This is a genomic window from Actinomadura madurae, from assembly GCF_900115095.1.
Lineage (GTDB): Bacteria > Actinomycetota > Actinomycetes > Streptosporangiales > Streptosporangiaceae > Spirillospora > Spirillospora madurae.
Genome location: NZ_FOVH01000016.1, coordinates 210540 through 226633, shown reverse-complemented (window position 1 = coordinate 226633; position 16094 = coordinate 210540). Strand labels below are relative to the sequence as shown.

Below are 16094 nucleotides of genomic sequence, written 5' to 3'. Positions count from 1 at the left end.
TGGCCGTCCTGGAGGGACGCGAGGCGGTGATCATCGAGCGGTTCTCCGCGCCGCACGCGCTGGGGCTGGTGTCGCAGGTCGGGGGGCGCCTGCCGCTGCACTGCTCGGGCGTGGGCAAGGTGCTGCTCGCCCACGGCGGCCCGGAGCTGATCGACAAGGTGCTGAGCGGTGGGCTGCGCCGCTACACGCCGCAAACCGTGGTGGATCCCGCGGAGCTGCGGGCCCAGCTCGCGGCGTGCCGCCGGACCGGAACCGCCGTCGTCTGCGGTGAGCTGACCGAGGGGGCCGACTCGGTGGCCACCCGGATCGTCAACGGCCAAGGCCACGTCGTCGCGGCCATGTCGGTGGTGTTGCGGACGGGCTCGGTCACGCACCAGGCCGCGCTCCCGTCGCTGGTGGCCGGCGGTCTGGGCATCTCGCGGCTGCTCGGCCGGCGGCCCGGCACCCGGCTCCGCGAGGGCCGACCGCTCCAGTGATGTTCGTTGAATGAACATCCGCGTTGTCGGGGTGCGGACGGCCCCGGATACTCGCGGTCTCGGCCTGCCGATGTGGCGGGGCACTCTGTGCGGAGGACAGCCGGATGTCAGCGACCGATCCGGGACGCACCGTCCCGACCTGCGATCTGTTCATTGCCGGACGCGGAGTGCCGCCGGAGTCCGAGCGGTACTTCGACACGGCGGAGGCGTTGACCGGCACGCCGATCGCGCGGGTCGCGGCGGCGTCCCCGGCCGATGCCCGCCGCGCGGTCGACGCCGCGGCGTCGGCGCTCCCGTCCTGGTCCGGCCTCCCGCCGGCCCGGCGCCGGGAGGTTCTCGCGCGTGCGGCGGCGCTGCTGGACGATCGGGCCGAGCACCTGGCCGCGGTGATGGGTGCGGAGATGGGCGCGCCCCGGGCCTGGCGCATGTTCAACGTCCACGTCGCCAAGGGCATGCTCGCCGAGGCCGCCGCACAGGCCTACTCCGCCGTCGGCGAGGTCATCCCGTCCGACGTGCCGGGACTGACCGCGCTGGGCATCCGGCAGCCGGCCGGCGTGGTGGTCGGCATCGCGCCCTGGAACGCGCCACTGATCCTGGGCGTTCGTGCGATCGCGATGCCGCTGGCGTACGGCAACACTGTGGTCCTCAAGACCTCCGAGCAGACACCGCGGACCCAGGCCGCCATCGTCGAGGTCCTGCACGAGGCAGGCGCTCCAGCCGGTGCCGTCAACCTGGTCAGCAACGCGCCCGAGGACGCCGCCGAGGTCGTCGAAGCCCTGATCGCCCACCCCGGCACCGCCCGGGTGAACTTCACCGGGTCGACCAAGGTCGGCCGGATCATCGGCGAACTGGCCGGGCGCCACCTCACCCGCGCGGTCCTGGAGCTGGGCGGCAAGGCGCCCATGGTCGTACTGCCCGACGCCGACATCGACGCCGCCGCGGCGGCCGCCAGTTTCGGCGCGTTCATGAACCAGGGCCAGATCTGCATGTCGACCGAACGGGTGATCGCCGACCGCTCGGTGGCCGAACCGCTCAGCGACCGCCTGGCCGACCTGGCCGGCAAGCTCATCGTCGGCCCGCCCGACGATCCGACCTCGCAGATCGGCCCCGTCGTCCATACCGGTGCCCGCGACCACGTCCTGGCCTTGATCGAGGACGCCCGTCGGCAGGGCGCGCAAGTGCTGACCGGCGGAGACGCCGACGGCCTCTACGTCCAGCCGACCGTGCTGCGCGGTGTGACGCCCGAGATGCGGATCTACGGCGAGGAGTCTTTCGGTCCCGTGGTTTCAGTCATCGAGGCGAACGGTGTCGACGACGCCGTGGCCAAGGCCAACGACACCGAGTACGGGCTGTCCGCCGCGGTATTCGGCCGGGACGGAGGAACGGCGCTGGATGTGGCCCGCCGAATCCGCTCGGGCATCTGCCACATCAACGGGGCCACCGTCCACGACGAACCCCAGATGCCGTTCGGCGGCGTCGGCGCCAGCGGCTGGGGACGCTTCGGCTCCAGGGCCGCGCTCGAGGAGTTCACCGAACTCCGCTGGGTGACCATCCAGTCGGGCCAGCGGCACTACCCGATCTGAGACGGCCCGAATCCCCGGCCCCGAACAGCCCGGGGACACGCACGGAAAGGGTCCGCATGAACCCGTCGCCCGCAGTGGGGCCAGGTGCTCGCAGTGTCCGCGATGCCGCCCTCGACGTCATGCGCCACTTCGAGATGACGACCATCTTCGCCAACCCCGGATCGACCGAGATCTCCTTCCTCACCGGACTGCCCGACGACGTCGAGTTCCGGCTCGCCCTGCACGAGGGCTCGGTGGTCGGCATGGCCACGGGCTGGGCGATCGCTCGCGGACGGCCCGCATTCGTCAACCTTCACACCACCGCTGGGCTCGCCAACGCGGCCGGTGCCCTGGCCACCGCGCGGACCAACCGCGCGCCCCTCGTGGCCGTCGTCGGCCAGCAGGACCGGCGGCACCTCGCCCACGACCCCTTCCTCGCCGGGCGTCTCGACGGCCTCGTGGGCCAGTACCCGGTGTGGACGAACACGCCGCTCCGTCCCCAGGACGTCCCCGCTGCCATCGCCCGGGCGCACCATGAGGCGGTCACCGGAGCCGGCCCGGCGATCGTGGTCGTCCCGATGGACGATTGGGACCAGCCCTCCGCGCCCGAACGCGGTGCTGCGCCCATGGCGGTCCACCGGGCGGCGCCCACCACGACCGAGGCGATCGACGGCCTGGTCGAGCTCGTCGAGTCCGCCCGCCACCCGGTGATCATCGTCGGCGCGGGCGCGGACAGCCCGCCCGCCTGGTCAGCGCTGGTGGACCTGGCCGGACGGCTGGGCGCCCCGGTGTGGCAGGAACCGTTCGGTGCCCGCGCCGGCTTCCCGCAGGACCACCCGTCCTTCGCCGGGCACCTGCCCTCGGGACGGACGGCCGTTCGCCGAGCACTGCACGGTCACGACCTTCTCCTGGCGTTCGGCGGGCCAGTGCTGCGGCAGTACCCCTGGGAGCCCGGCGACCTCCTCCCCAGCGGAATGCGGACCGCGCAGGTCACCCAGTACCCCGACGAAGCCCACAACAGCGTCGCCGATCTTGCACTGATCGCCGACCCCGCCTTGATCTCTCGCGCCCTGGCCGAGCGCATCAAGCGCCGCGAAACCCGCGCACCCGAGCGACCGTCCCCCGCTCCTGCCCCGGCACCGGCCTCCGGTGAGCCGCTGCGGCCGGCCCATGTCTACGATCTGCTGGCCCGCCACCTACCAGCCGATGCGATCCTGGTCGAGGAGTCGCCCTCCAGCCGCCCAGAACTTCACCGCCGGGTCCCCGCCCGTGCACCACTCGGATTCGTCAGCGCAGCCGCAGGCGGCCTGGGCTTCGGCCTGCCCGCCGCGATCGGCCTGAAGATGGGCGCCCCCACCCGTCCCGTCGTGGCCGTCCTCGGCGACGGATCCTCCCTCTACGGAATCCAGGGCCTGTGGAGCGCGGCCCACTACCAGACCGGTGTCCTCTTCGTCGTCATGTCCAACGGCGCCTACGCGATCATGGACCGGCTCGCCGAGGCATCGGGGCGCGGCAAAGCCCCATGGCCCTCGTTCACCGAGGTCGCCATCTCGGGCATCGCCGAGAACCTGGGATGCCCTGCGACGCGCGTCACCACTCACGAGCAACTCGCATCGAGCCTGGCCAAGCTGCTACCCGGCCTTGCCGGACGCACCAGCCCTCTCGTCCTCGACATCAACGTCGCCCCCGACCCCTCTTACGCATGAACCCCGACCAGTCCCCGGGGCGGCCGCACCCCAGGACTCGGGTCGGATGCCGTCGGCCGGTCCTGTCGACAGTGAGTCGCCTATCTCCTCGAAATACCGCCTTTACGTGCAGTAGTGTCGACACTGCTCCACGAAGGCGGCTGGCGGGAGACGAGAGCATGGCAGACCAGGAGACGCATTTGGCTCTGAGCCGCCTGCTACGGCTGCGAGACCGGCGCGAACCGCTGGTCGTGCAGATCGCCGAGTGGGTTGGTGCCGGAATCATCGAGGGCCGGCTGGAGCCGGGGCAGGATCTCAACAGCGTCGATCTGTCCCGCCGGTTCGACACCAGCCGTACCCCGGTGCGGGAGGCGCTGATGCTCCTGGAGCAGGAAGGCCTGGTCGAGATCAAGGCCCGGCGGCGGCCTCGGGTCGCCGCGCCCACACTTGAGGGAATCCGTGACATCTACCAGGTGCGGCGCCAGCTCCTGTCGATGCTGGCGGGGCTGCTGGTCGAGCGTGCCACCGACACCGAGCTGGCCGAGCTGCGCACCCGGATCGAGCGGATGCGGAGTCTCGCGGACGCCGGGGACGTTGACGCCTACTTCTGGGACCACGTCCAGCTCCAAGAGCGGATGACCGAGATCGCCGGCAACACCACGCTGAAGCAGATGCTGGACTCGCTCGCCCTCCGTACCCTCATGCTGCGGCATCTCAGCCTGACCCGGCCCGGCCGCCTGGCCCACAGTGTGGACGACCAGGAACGGCTCATCCAGGCTTGCGAGGAACGCGACAGGGAACTGGCCTCGGCTCTGATCGCCGGGGCGACCGTGCGGGCGCTGCGCGCGGTGGAGGAGCAGATCGAGCAGGACACGGCGGACCGCCGCCGCAATCCCACCCGCCAACGTCGTGCCGCAGGCTGAACGGCCCGCCCCACGGGCGAGCGCCCCGCCGTCCACGGGCGCCTCTCTCGCGCGTTGTGGCGCGGAGCTTCACGTGCGTCGTGCGGGTGCCCGCAGCACGTCCCGGCGTACGGTGTCACCGAAGACGAGGGCTGGGGTGTCGTCGGGGCCGGTGAACCGCGGCCAAGCGGGGAGGGCCCCGCCGTTCGGGTCGCCCGTGGTGGTGAAGCGCGCCCAGGTGTCGGCCATGAGAGCCGCCAGTTCTCGGTCGGCGTCCTGCCAGGGCCAGACCGGGCGCCGATCCAGGTTGTCCAGGACGTAGGGGAGTTCGGCGGTGTGGTAGACGCCGACGTCGGGCACGCCGGGCGGCAGCGGCGGGCGGTGGGAGAAGCGGTACATCCAGGTCGGTGCGGCGGCGGCCCGGTGGCCGCGTGCCCAGTGCCAGACGGGGCGCACGAACCGGTCGTCGCCGACGGCGTCGGCATCCTCGCCTTCGGCGGCATAGACCGTTCCCTCGTCCAGGTTGGTGCCCACCATCAGCGGCACGGCGTGCTGGCGGCCGGCATCGAAGACGTCGTCGGTCGCCTCGGTCAGCACCCTGCCGTCGACCACGGGCCCGAAACGGCCCCGCACGGTCAGCTCGATACCCGATATCCGGCGCAGCGACGCGATGTCCCGGCCGCCGAAGCCGTCCGCGTAGGCGAGGCCGTGCTTCTGGGCTTCGGCCTGACTCGGCAGCGGTCCCTCCGCCCGGCCCACTCCGGACGCGCTCTGCCCGATGGCCGCGCGGAAGAACGGACGGGCCGACTGCGAGGCCATGAGGTGGCAGATGTGGGCGGCGCCGGCGGAGTTGCCCGCGAGGGTGACCCGGCCGGCGTCGCCGCCGAAGGCCGCGATGTTCGCCCGAACCCAGGTCAGGGCGGCGAGAATGTCGAGCGTCCCATAGTTTCCGGACGCGCCGACATCGTCTTCGGCGGCCAGGCCGGGGTGGGCGAGGAACCCGAGCGCGCCCAGGCGGTGGTTGAGGGTGACGACGACCACGCCCCGGCGGGCCATGCCGCCGCCGTCGTGGATGTCCTGGGATCCGTGGCCGTAGCGGTTGCCGCCGCCATGGACCCAGACCATGACGGGGAGCCCGGCGCCCGGCGCGGGGTCGGGCGTCCACACGTTGAGGTAGAGGCAGTCCTCGCTCATGACCAGGGCGCGCCGGTCGGCGAAGTTGCTCTGGTACATGACCGAGTCCCGCGGCGGCTCCGGCTGGAGGGGCGCGGGCCCGAACGAGTGCGCGTCGCGTTCCCCGTCCCAGCCCGCGGCGGGCCGGGGCGGCCGCCAGCGCAGGTCGCCGACCGGGGGCTCGGCGAAGGGGATGCCGCGGAACACGGCGATGGGGCCGTCCCACTGGCCGACCAGGCGCCCGGCGGCCGTCCGCGCTCGCGGAGAGGCCGCGCCGCCGTTCCTCTCGCTCTTCCGCCGGGCGCTCACGCCGGCGCCTTGTGCAGGACGCCGCCTTTCATGACGGCGACGAGGCGGTCACGGTCCTGGAGGACGCGGATGTCGTCCAGGGGGTAGCCGTCGACGAGCACCAAGTCGGCGAGGAACCCTTCCCGCACCAGGCCGAGTTCGTCGCCCATGCCCATCACCTGGCCGCCGTACAGGGTGGCGGCCCGCAGGGCCTCTGCGGGGGTGAAGCCGAACCACTCGACGAACAGCTGCAGGTCATGAGCATTGCGGCCGACCGGGTTCCAGGCGAATCCATAGTCTCCGCCCGGGACGACGCGCACACCGCGCCGGACGAGTTCCGGGACGACCTGCCTGACCGATTTCTCGGTGAGCTCGACCTCCATACCGGGATCGGGTTCGACGCCGGCGTGGTGGAGGTTGGCGTGGATGATCCCGGGGGTGGGGGCGACGAACACCCGCTCGCGCGCGTCCCGGAGCAGGTCAAGGGCCTCTTCGTCGGCGAAGGTGCAGTGGTAGACCGCGCGGATGCCGTGCCGGACCGCCATCTTGATCGACTCTGCCGCGTGGGCGTGCGCGGTCAGCGCCACGCCGTGCTCGCGGGAGGTCGCCGCTGCCGCGGCGACCTCCTCGTCGGTGAACTGCACGATCCGTGAGGTGCCCTGCACCACCGCGCTCTCGCCGGACAGCGACAACTTGACGATGTCGACGCCCAGGCCGGCCATCTCCCCGACGAAGCGGCCCACCGATTCCGGGTCGGGCACCCGGCCGTCGATGCCCGGGAAGTCGTAGACCCCCGGCTCGACCATGCCCGCGGTGCCCTCCCAGGACGCCGCCTTGAAGCGGGGGCCCGGCATCCAGCCCTCCGCGAAGGCCTTGCGGGCGGCGACCTCCGTCCGGGGCAGGCGGTTGCCGCCGGAGTAGGCGCTGGTGAAGCCGTGATCGAGCATGACTCGTCCCGCATGGGCCACGAGCAGGGCCTTCTCCTCATCGGGCTCGTCCCGTCTCGGGGAACGGTGCTCGACGGTCGAGCCGAAGCCGAGGTGCGTGTGGGAGTCGACGAGGCCGGGGATGAGAGTGCCGCCCGAGCCGTCCAGTACCCGGGCCCCGGCGCGCCGGGCCGCGGGCAGCCGGGGTGCGACGGCGGTGATGCGGTCGCCCTCGACGAGGACCTCGGCGGCGAAAGGCTCGCGCCCGGTGCCGTCGAAGACCCGAACGTCGGTGAAGACCGTTGTGTCACCCATCATGCGTCCCCCGTCTGTAGGTCCGGGATTGTCAGATTTCCGTGGTGCCGCGCGCCGACGCCGACGGGCCTCGCGGCGCGCCCGCCGTCTCCAGGAGAGTGATGGAGAGAAGACCCGCCGGGGTTCTCGTGCACTACGGCATGCGGGGGGTGGCTTCTGCTGTGTACGGCCGGTCGGGTCAGGCGCGGTTCGCGGCGGCCAGGGCGGTGGTGGACTCGGCCGGGGTCATGTAGGTGCGGAAAAGCCCCTCGGGGTCGTAAGCGCCGCGGATCTGCTCCAGCCGCTCAGCGTTCTCGACGCTGATTCCGAGGTCGAATCGATCGGCGAGGTTGTTGTCGGAGAACTGCAGCCCCTTGGACATGTGCTGCATGGCGGCCAGCGAGCCGTGTGCCCAGGCCTCATGGCGCAGATCCTCGGCCGGATCGTTCCAACCGGCATTGGGGGAGACATAGGCCTTGGCCTGAATGGACCAGCAGGCGTCCGGACGCGGCGGGTAGTGGCCCCAGAGCATCCACAGCACGAAGCTGTTCCCGCTGGGAATGGCGTCGAAGACGGGCGCCGCCGCGGCGAGGATCTCCTCGGCCGTCCCGTCGGCCCAGACGCCGTCCACGGACCAGCGCAGCCCCTCCGGGGTGAGGCGGTCCGCGATGTCGTACAGTTCCTCGATGGTCGTCTCCTGACGCACCGTCGAGCGCACGGCGCGGTCGCGGAAGGGTGCGGTCTCCAGGAGCGCGAGCGTCTCCGGGCCGTGCTCGGTCGTGCAGAAGGCGGTGGCGGTCAGGGAGACCGTGGGCACGCCGAGGTCCGGGGTGAAGCCGACCTTGGCGGAGAATTCCACAGTGGTGGGCAGCTTCTCCAGAAGGTCGTAGGACCAGGCCAGGACCTCGTCGCGTAGGGCCAGCGGGTAACTGTGCACAGTCCGGACGATCTTCGCGGGGCGTTCGTGGACCCGCAGGTGGAAGCGGGTGACCACACCGAAGAAACCGGGACCGCTGCCCCGGGCGGCCCAGAGCAGGTCGGGATGGGTCTCGTCGGTGGCGTGCACGAGCGTCCCGTCGGCGAGGACCACGTCAATGGCGCGGATGCTCAGGCAGGCCGGACCGAGGTGCCGGGAGTTCCAGCCGTAACCACCGCCGAGGATGAACCCTCCGATGCCCACGGTGGGCGCATGGCCGGTGGGGAAGAACAACCCGTGCGGCGCGAGGGCGTCCTGGATCGCGGGGCCCTTGGCGGCGGGCTGGACGGCCGCGGTCCGGGCCTCGGGATCGACGGTGATCTCCTGCAGCCGGGAGAGGTCGATCAGCATGCCGTCGTCCCGCACGCCATTGCCGACCCAACTGTGCCCTCCGGAGCGGATGGAGACGCGCAACCCCTCCGAGCGCGCCAGCCGGACGGCCCGGACGACGTCCTGCTCGTCCTCGGCGATGACGATGACGGCGGGGAAGCGGTCCGGCCTGCGCTCGTTCCACACGGCGGCCAGGCGGGCCTCCTCATAGCCCGTGTCGCCGCGCCGGATGACGGCTCCGCGCACGGTCCGGGCAGGGTCGGTTTCGATCGATTTAGACACGATGCCTCCTCGGTGATGCAGAGCCGACGATACTGTCGACACAAAAGCGGGGTCAAGCGGTCGGATGTCTACCGGGTGGCCGATTCTGTCGACACTATGACCTTCGGAAGGTCGGAACGGGCTCCGCCGCCGGGCTTGGCGTGACGTCGGAGGGCCCGGCCGGGTGTCGACGAGAGCCAGCGAAGATGCCTGCGGCCGAAGGCGCTGCCGATGAGCGCTAAGCGTGGTCGCAGGCTGTGCGGTGGCGAATCGCCCGATTTGGCCGGATGTTGGTAACCGCGCGGTCGATGGGTTCCTCGCGGCTGGGTAGGGCGCCGGTTATCGCCGAAGCGTCCAGTGCGGGAGGAGACGCTGATCATGACCGCACCAACCCGGGCCGCACCCGGCCGGCAATGGGCCGACGCCTTCGCCGCGGCCAGCAACGACGACGCCGAGATCCGGGCCCACGGGAAGTACTTCACCTGCACCTACCTGCTCGACGCCGCCGACCGCAGCTACGCGATCAAGGTGGAGTCGGGGCGGGTGACCCAGGTCACGGTGGATCCGGGGCCGCTGGACGTCCCCTACGAATTCGCGATCCGGGCGAGCCCTGAGACGTGGCGGGGGTTCGGTGAGCCGGTGCCGCCCCCGATGCACCACGGGATCTGGGCGGCCACCTTCCAGCGCGACATGCGATTGGACGGGGACATCCTGGTCCTCATGCAGAATCTGCGCTGCGTCACCCGGCAGATCGAACTGCTCCGCGCCGTCGGCTCGCCCGTCTGAGGAAGGAGATCACCGTGAGCAAGGTATCCCCGGTCACCGGGCACTATGTGACCGTCGAGGTCGACGGCGTCGAGTACAAGGTCTTCTACCTCGAGAACGGCACCGGACAGCCGCTGGTCTGCCAGCACACCGCCGGCTGTCACAACCACCAGTGGCGCGGCCTGCTGGAGGACGAAGAGATCACGGCGAATTACCGCGTCATCGCCTACGATCTGCCCCGCCACGGCAAGTCCGATCCGCCGGAGAACGTCGAGTGGTGGAAGGAGGAGTACACCCTCACCGCGGACCACTACGTCAATTTCATCGTCGCGTTGTGCGATGCCCTCGAACTCGAAGACCCCATCTTCATGGGCTCCTCCTTCGGGGGGAACGTCGCGCTGCAACTCGCGCTGCGGCGCCCCGACCGCTTCGCGGGCGTCCTGGCGGTCGAGGGCGCGGACTACTCGCCCGGGTTCTACCTCGACTGGTGGCAGCACCCGCACGCCAACGCCGCCCAGGTCTGCGCGAGCGGCGTGTGGGACCTGATGGCGCCGCAGTCGCCCGAGGCCGACCGCTGGAAGACATGGTTCTACTACTCCCAGGGCTCCGAGGCGTTCAAGGGCGACCTGTACTTCTACTCCGTCGACCACGATCTGCGGGAACGTCTTCACGAGATCGACGGGGACCGGTGCCCCGTCGTGATGCTCACCGGCGAGTACGACTATCTGACGACCCCGGAGGACAGCGCCCGCACCGCGAACGCGATCGAGAACGCCACCTTCATCAAGATGGAGAAGATCGGGCATTTCCCGATGAGCGAGAACCATTCCGTGTTCCGCGGTTACCTCCTCGAAGCCCTCAGGATCCTCGGAAGAAAGAAGGTGTCCGTCTGAGCGGGCAAAGGGGAGCGCCGACAACGGCGGCGTAGGGCCGGCGTCCGCGGGAACCTAGGTGGGCATGGCGCCCAGTCTTGGCTACGTGATCCTGTATGTCCGCGACCTTGCCGCCTCGATCGTCTTCTACCGGGACGTGGTCGGGCTCGTCTTCAAGTTCCAGGACGCGGGCTATGCGGAATTCTCTACCGAGGCCACCAGGTTCGCGCTGTACGAGCAGCGCCGCGCCGACTGGCTGACCAACAGCCGGACCGCGCCCGGCCCGGCGGCCGAGGTCGTCTTCATGGTCGACGACGTCGACGCCGAGGCCCGCAGGCTCAGGGAAAGGGGGGCCGCTATCCTCAGCGGCCCCGCCGACCGGCCGTGGGGACACCGGACACTGCATGTCGCCGACCCCGATGGTTTCATCGTGGAGCTCGCGCAGGACATCCCGCGCCGTCGCCATCGACGCTAGAGCCGCGCGAGTCAGCGGGCGTGCGTCGCGCCGCCGTCCACGACCAGCGTGGAGCCGACCACGTAGTCGCCTGCGCGGGAGGCCAAGTAGATCGCGGCCGCGGCCATGTCCTCGTCGGTGCCGATACGCCCCGACGGGATCACCTCCATGAGTTCGTCCGCGTGATCGCGCGCGGCCCTGTTCATGTTCGAGGCGAACGCGCCCGGAGCGATCGCGGAGACGACGATCCCGTCCTCGATCAGCCGAAGCGCCATTCTGCGGGTCAGCTGGATCAGTCCGGCCTTGCTGGCGTGGTAGCCGTAGGTCTCCATCGGGTTGATCGAGATCCCGTCGATCGAGGCGATGTTGATGACCTTGGCCAGATGGCCGCCGGTCGCGGCCACGAGTTCCGGCTTGAGCGCCTGCGTGAGGAAGAACGGCGTCTTGAGGTTGAGGTCCATCACCTTGTCCCAGCCGGACTCGGGGAACTCGTCGAACGGAGCACCCCAGGCCGCCCCGGCGTTGTTGACCAGGATGTCCAGCGCCGACTCCTGCTCGCGGTAGGCGGCCACCAGTTCCTGGATGCCCGCCGCGGTCGAGACGTCCGCCGGAAGCGAGACGCAGTGGCCGAACTCCGACAGCTCCTTTGCGGCGGCATCGCACGCCTCGGCCTTGCGCGCGGAGATGTAGACCCGCACGCCGCTGCGGACATAGCCCTCGGCGATCATCCGGCCGATGCCGCGGGAGCCGCCGGTGATCAGTGCCGTGCGGCCGTCGAGGGAGAAGAGGGTGGAGATGTCCATGGTTCTCGCTTCCGCGGCGGGAGGCGAACCGTCAGTTCGACGCGTCGCGCCCAGCCTGTTGTCGAGTCTGCTTCCGAGCATTCTCGATCGTGACTCGCGAAGCCATCAGGTATCCGAGTAAGTTCCGGCGTCGGCCAGGCGGGTGACCTGCCCTGCCCTTATCGCCGCCTCGCTTCGAACCGTCACGAGAGCCGCTCCAGCACCATCGCCATGCCTTGTCCGCCGCCCACGCACATCGTCTCCAGCCCGAACTGCCTGTCGTGGAACCGGAGCGAGTTGATCAGCGTGCTGGTGATGCGCGCGCCGGTCATGCCGAAGGGGTGGCCGACCGCGATGGCGCCGCCGTTGACGTTGAGCTTGTCGATGTCGAGGCCCAGGTCGCGGGCCGACGGGATCACCTGCGCCGCGAAGGCCTCGTTGATCTCGACGAGGTCGATGTCCTCGATCGTCATTCCCGCCCGGGCGAGGGCCCGCTCGCTCGCCTCCACCGGGCCGAGGCCCATGATCTCGGGCGAGAGCCCGGTGACGCCGGTGGAGACGATCCGCGCGAGCGGGGTCAGTCCGAGCCGCCTGGCCTTGACGTCGCTCATGATGACGATCGCCGCCGCACCGTCGTTGAGCGGGCAGCAGTTCGCGGCGGTGACGCTCCCGCCGGGACGGAAGACCGGCTTGAGCTGGGAGACCGAGTCCTTCGTCACGCCGGGGCGAGGGCCGTCGTCGGCGGAGACCACGGTGCCGTCCGGCAGCGTCAGCGGGGTGATGTCCCGCTCCCAGAAGCCGTTGGCGATCGCCGCCTCGGCGAGGTTCTGGCTGCGGACACCGAACTCGTCCTGCTCCTCGCGGCTGATGCCCTTGAGCTGGGCGACGTTCTCGGCGGTCTGCCCCATCGCGGCGTACAGGTCGGGCATGGCGGGGCTCGACGCCGGCGGAGATGAAGACGTCGCCCTCGCCCGCCTTGATCGCGTGGAAGGCCATCCGGGTCGTCTGGAGGCTGGACGAGCAGTAGCGGTTGACCGTGGTGCCGGGCAGATGGTCCATGCCCGCGAGCACGGCCACGGCCAGGTCGTCGGGCCGCATCGAGACCAGAGATCCCTTGTTGGCACGGCCGATCGGGGAACGTGCGGTGGCGACGATCACAGCCTCGGGCATCGGTGGTTCTCCTTGCGAAGCGTGTTCGGACTGGACTATTCGGCCGAGGAGGACGCCATCGTGTCGGCGTGCTCCGGACGCCCCACCGCGCGGAGCAGCACGGAGGCGTCGAGCCGGGGGCCGCGCCAGGCGATGTGCTGGTCGGGGCGGATCAGGAGGAAGGGTTCGTGTCCCCATGCGGCCGGCGCCGGGATCGTCGTCAGAGGGATGCCGAAATGCTCCGCCCTGCTCTGGAACCGCGCGATGGCGCCCGTGTCGGCGGAGCCCGGATGGATCAGCGTGAACCCGCGGCCGAGGTCGTCGTACAGCGCATGACCGGGCTTCAGCCAGACATGCGGGAGTCGTGAGCCGGGAACGGTCGACGGGGTGTAGTTCACCACGTCGAACGGTGGCGCCTCGTGCGTCGTGATCACCACGGGTGAACCGTGGTAGGAGTATCCGAGCACGAGGCCCAGGGAGTTGAACTCCTCGTACTTGGTCTCCTGGATGCGTTCGGCGGTCTGCGCGATGTCGGGGCCGGACGCTCGGAGGTTGCGCGTCGCGGAATCGATCGTCTGCTGCGCGACCTCGCGCCGCTCCACCGCGTAGGTGCGGAGCAGCTCGGGGCCTGCCCAGCCGCGCAGCGCCGCGGCGAGCTTCCAGCCGATGTTGACCGCGTCTCCGACGCAGGTGTTGAAGCCGTGGCCTCCGAACGGCGGATTGACGTGTGCGCTCTCACCGACGAGGAAGACCCGGTCGGAGGCGTACCGGTCGGCGATCAGCATCCGGGGCACCCACGGGTCGGTGGCGAGAAGCTCGATGCCGATCTCGTCCGCGGACCGTCCGGTGAGTGCGGCGAGGAGCTCGACCGCACGCTGGTCGGTGCAGGTGGCGTCGATGCCGCCGAGGCCCGCCCACCAGGTCCCTTCGCCGTCGAGCGGGCCCATGGCCGACTTCACCTCCGGGCCGACCACCCAGTAGTGGACGGCCTCACCGACGGCGGGCCGCAATCCCGGTGCGCGGAACACCGTGTTGAGGTTCGAGCGAGGCGACGACGCCCCGGCGAACGTCGAACCGATGGCGTCTCGGGTGACGCCCTTCGCGCCGTCGCAGCCGGCGACGTAGTCCGCGGTGATCTGGTACGTCGACTCGTCGTCACGCGTGATCTCGCAGCTCACCGAGTCGCTCGACTCGGTCAGACCCGTGACGCGCTCTCCGAGCCGGAGCTCGACGAGCCCGGTCGATCGCAGGTGGGCGCGGAGCACCTCCTCGACGATCGGTTGCGGCACCTGCTGCCCGCCTTCGGCGAACAGGTCACTGGGGGTGGCGCGCATGCCGAACGCATCGTCGAACTGGGTGATGCGCTCGCCGTTGAGAGTGGTGCAGAAGATGACCCGCCGGCACGACTCCGGTTTGAGAGGTGCGGCGTCACGGACCGCGTCGGCGATGCCCCAGCGCCGGAAGAGCTCCATCGTGCGCGGGCTCGTCGTCTTGGCGCGTGGTCTTGTGTGGGAGACGGCGGCCCGCGGCTCGACCACGATCGAGGGAACGCCGTGCAGTGCCAGTTCGGCCGCGGTCGCGAGTCCCGCGGGTCCACCCCCTGCGACCAGGACCGGAGCCGTCGACATCGAGTTCACTGGGTCAGGCATGGGCATATAGTCCGGCGTGCGATGGTCGACACACAGGGGACATTTCAATGAGTGGCACGCAGCGCTCAAGGCGCCCGTCCGGCCGTCCACCAGTCGGGGAGCCGATCCTCGACCGGGCCTTCCGGCTCCTGCGGGCCTTCGCCGACAACGGCGAGAGCCTGTCGCTGCAGACGCTGGCCGCCTGCTCTGACCTGCCGAAGAGCACCGCGCTGCGGATCGCGAACCAGCTCGTGCGCGTCGGGGCGCTCGAACGTCGCGAGAACGGAGAATTCGTCGTCGGCCTGCAACTCCTGGAGATCGCCTCACTCGCGCCGCGCGGGCACGGACTGCGCGCCGCGGCGCTGCCGGTGATGGAGGACCTGCATCACGTCACGCGCCAGCACATCCTGCTGGCGGTGCGCGAGGGCGACGAGGGCGTGCTGGTCGAACGGCTGTCGGCCACGGACGCGACGGCGGTCAAGTACCGGGTCGGCGGGCGGATCCCCCTCGGCGAGACCGGGATCGGGGTGGCACTGCTGGCGTACGCCCCCGAGGAGGTGCGTCAGGCGCGCCTGGAGCGTTCGGCGGAGCCCGCCCGGCTCCGGAGACTCCTCGCGATGACGAGAACGGAGGGTGTGTGCGCGGTCACTGGCCCGAACCCGTTGCCGGGCGGCCCGGACATCATCTCGACCGTGGCGGCGCCGATCCTCGGTCGGCAGGGCGAGGCGCTCGGTGCGATCTCTCTCGTATCGCCCGGTCCCCGCGGCACCCAGGTCGCCAACCGGGTCGCGATCCGGACCGCGAGCCTCGCGATCGCCCGCGCGACGCGGGCCCCCGATCCGGTCAGGCGGACGAGGCCGCCTGCTGACTCGCGATCGCCAACTCGATCGTGAGCCGGATGTGCCGCTCGCTGAGACCGACCGCGAGGTCGGCGTCGCGGCCCACGGCCGCTTCCATGATCGCGCGGTGCTCGGCCTCGATGTCGCGGTGCGTGCGCAGGCTCTCGGGTGTAGACCAGCAGCGGTAGACCTCCGAGATGGAGCGCAGGCGCGCCGCGGCGTCGTAGAGGTAGGTGTTGCCGCAGCCGGCGAGGATGGCGAGGTGGAACGCCTCGTGCGCGACGAGCCAGTCCTCGCTTATCTCGGGCCCCGTGACGGTGCGGCCGATCCGCTCGAGCGCGTGGTGCTTGGCGACGACCTCCGACTCCCAGGTGATGTCGCCGTGCGCGACCGCCTCGCGGATCCCGAGGGTCTCGAGGGCGACGCGCGCGTCGGTGAGCTGGGTGAGGTTGTCGACCGAGACGTCGATGACGCGGAATCCCAGCTGCGCCTCCGAGGTGGCCAGGCCCTGCTCGACGAGCCGGGGCAGGACTTCCCGCAGCACTCCGCTGCTGACGTTGTAGCGGGCGCCGAGTTCGGCGAAGCCGAGCTTTGATCCCGGCGCCAAGCGGCCGTTGAGGACATCCGAACGCAGTCGCTGGAGCACCACGCTCGCCCGCGTGGGGGCCGCGGAACCAGATCGAGCCATGGCCGGAGTGTAGTCCAAGGTGTTGAAACCCTGCAGTGGTCTCC

Annotated in this window: 14 protein-coding genes and 1 pseudogene; 8 read left to right on the top strand and 7 right to left on the bottom strand. The window is 70.7% G+C overall.

Translation table 11 applies throughout. From position 1 onward, the window contains the following. The 4 genes from BM339_RS36075 to BM339_RS36060 form a co-directional block, all read left to right on the top strand. On the top strand, positions 1-476 hold a 476-nt coding region (locus BM339_RS36075), incomplete at its 5' end, for an IclR family transcriptional regulator (protein ID WP_276526556.1). Between the two features lie 104 nt (positions 477-580). After that, complete coding sequence (locus BM339_RS36070; RefSeq protein ID WP_075023788.1) at positions 581-2059, top strand: aldehyde dehydrogenase family protein; 1479 nt, start codon at positions 581-583, stop codon at positions 2057-2059. A 56-nt stretch (positions 2060-2115) separates the two neighbouring features. Further along, entirely contained in the window at positions 2116-3744 is a 1629-nt protein-coding gene (locus BM339_RS36065) for a thiamine pyrophosphate-dependent enzyme (protein WP_075023787.1), read from the top strand. A gap of 158 nt (positions 3745-3902) precedes the next feature. Beyond that, on the top strand, positions 3903-4646 hold the full coding sequence (locus BM339_RS36060) for a GntR family transcriptional regulator (RefSeq protein WP_021591575.1): 744 nt from the start codon (positions 3903-3905) through the stop codon (positions 4644-4646). Positions 4647-4715: 69 nt separating this feature from the next. On the opposite strand, the gene BM339_RS36055 is transcribed toward BM339_RS36060, so the two are convergent. The 3 genes from BM339_RS36055 to BM339_RS36045 all read right to left on the bottom strand — a co-directional run bounded on the left by BM339_RS36055 (position 4716) and on the right by BM339_RS36045 (position 8894). Continuing rightward, positions 4716-6107, bottom strand: a complete 1392-nt coding sequence (locus tag BM339_RS36055) for a carboxylesterase/lipase family protein (RefSeq protein WP_075023786.1) — start codon at positions 6105-6107, stop codon at positions 4716-4718. Next, complete coding sequence (locus BM339_RS36050; protein WP_218163850.1) at positions 6104-7327, bottom strand: amidohydrolase family protein; 1224 nt, start codon at positions 7325-7327, stop codon at positions 6104-6106. Before BM339_RS36050 ends, BM339_RS36055 begins: the two co-directional genes overlap by 4 nt. 178 nt (positions 7328-7505) lie before the next feature. Further along, positions 7506-8894, bottom strand: coding sequence for an FAD-binding oxidoreductase (locus BM339_RS36045; protein ID WP_218163849.1), 1389 nt, complete (start codon positions 8892-8894; stop codon positions 7506-7508). Between the two features lie 357 nt (positions 8895-9251). Between BM339_RS36045 and BM339_RS36040 the strand changes: the two genes are divergently transcribed. From BM339_RS36040 to BM339_RS36030, 3 genes are all read left to right on the top strand, one after another. Next, positions 9252-9659, top strand: coding sequence for a hypothetical protein (locus tag BM339_RS36040; RefSeq protein WP_075023812.1), 408 nt, complete (start codon positions 9252-9254; stop codon positions 9657-9659). Positions 9660-9673: 14 nt separating this feature from the next. Beyond that, a complete protein-coding gene (locus BM339_RS36035; protein ID WP_021591570.1) occupies positions 9674-10531 on the top strand; it encodes an alpha/beta fold hydrolase in 858 nt (285 codons plus the stop codon). Positions 10532-10595: 64 nt separating this feature from the next. Further along, positions 10596-10985 (top strand): VOC family protein, encoded by a 390-nt coding sequence (locus tag BM339_RS36030; protein WP_021591569.1) that lies wholly within the window; start codon positions 10596-10598, stop codon positions 10983-10985. A gap of 11 nt (positions 10986-10996) precedes the next feature. Here the strand turns inward: BM339_RS36030 and BM339_RS36025 are convergent, their stop codons facing one another. From BM339_RS36025 to BM339_RS36015, 3 genes and pseudogenes are all read right to left on the bottom strand, one after another. Then, a complete protein-coding gene (locus BM339_RS36025; protein WP_075023783.1) occupies positions 10997-11767 on the bottom strand; it encodes an SDR family oxidoreductase in 771 nt (256 codons plus the stop codon). Positions 11768-11949: 182 nt separating this feature from the next. After that, positions 11950-12916, bottom strand: a pseudogene (locus tag BM339_RS36020) (acetyl-CoA C-acyltransferase). A 35-nt stretch (positions 12917-12951) separates the two neighbouring features. Continuing rightward, entirely contained in the window at positions 12952-14544 is a 1593-nt protein-coding gene (locus tag BM339_RS36015) for an FAD-dependent monooxygenase (protein ID WP_024934000.1), read from the bottom strand. Between the two features lie 47 nt (positions 14545-14591). Here BM339_RS36015 and BM339_RS36010 point away from each other — a divergent pair, with 47 nt between their 5' ends. Continuing rightward, positions 14592-15416 (top strand): IclR family transcriptional regulator, encoded by an 825-nt coding sequence (locus tag BM339_RS36010; RefSeq protein ID WP_021591564.1) that lies wholly within the window; start codon positions 14592-14594, stop codon positions 15414-15416. On the opposite strand, the gene BM339_RS36005 is transcribed toward BM339_RS36010, so the two are convergent. Beyond that, positions 15367-16050, bottom strand: coding sequence for a GntR family transcriptional regulator (locus BM339_RS36005; protein WP_024934001.1), 684 nt, complete (start codon positions 16048-16050; stop codon positions 15367-15369). The two genes, BM339_RS36010 and BM339_RS36005, sit on opposite strands and share 50 nt — an antisense overlap. Positions 16051-16094: the final 44 nt, after the last annotated feature.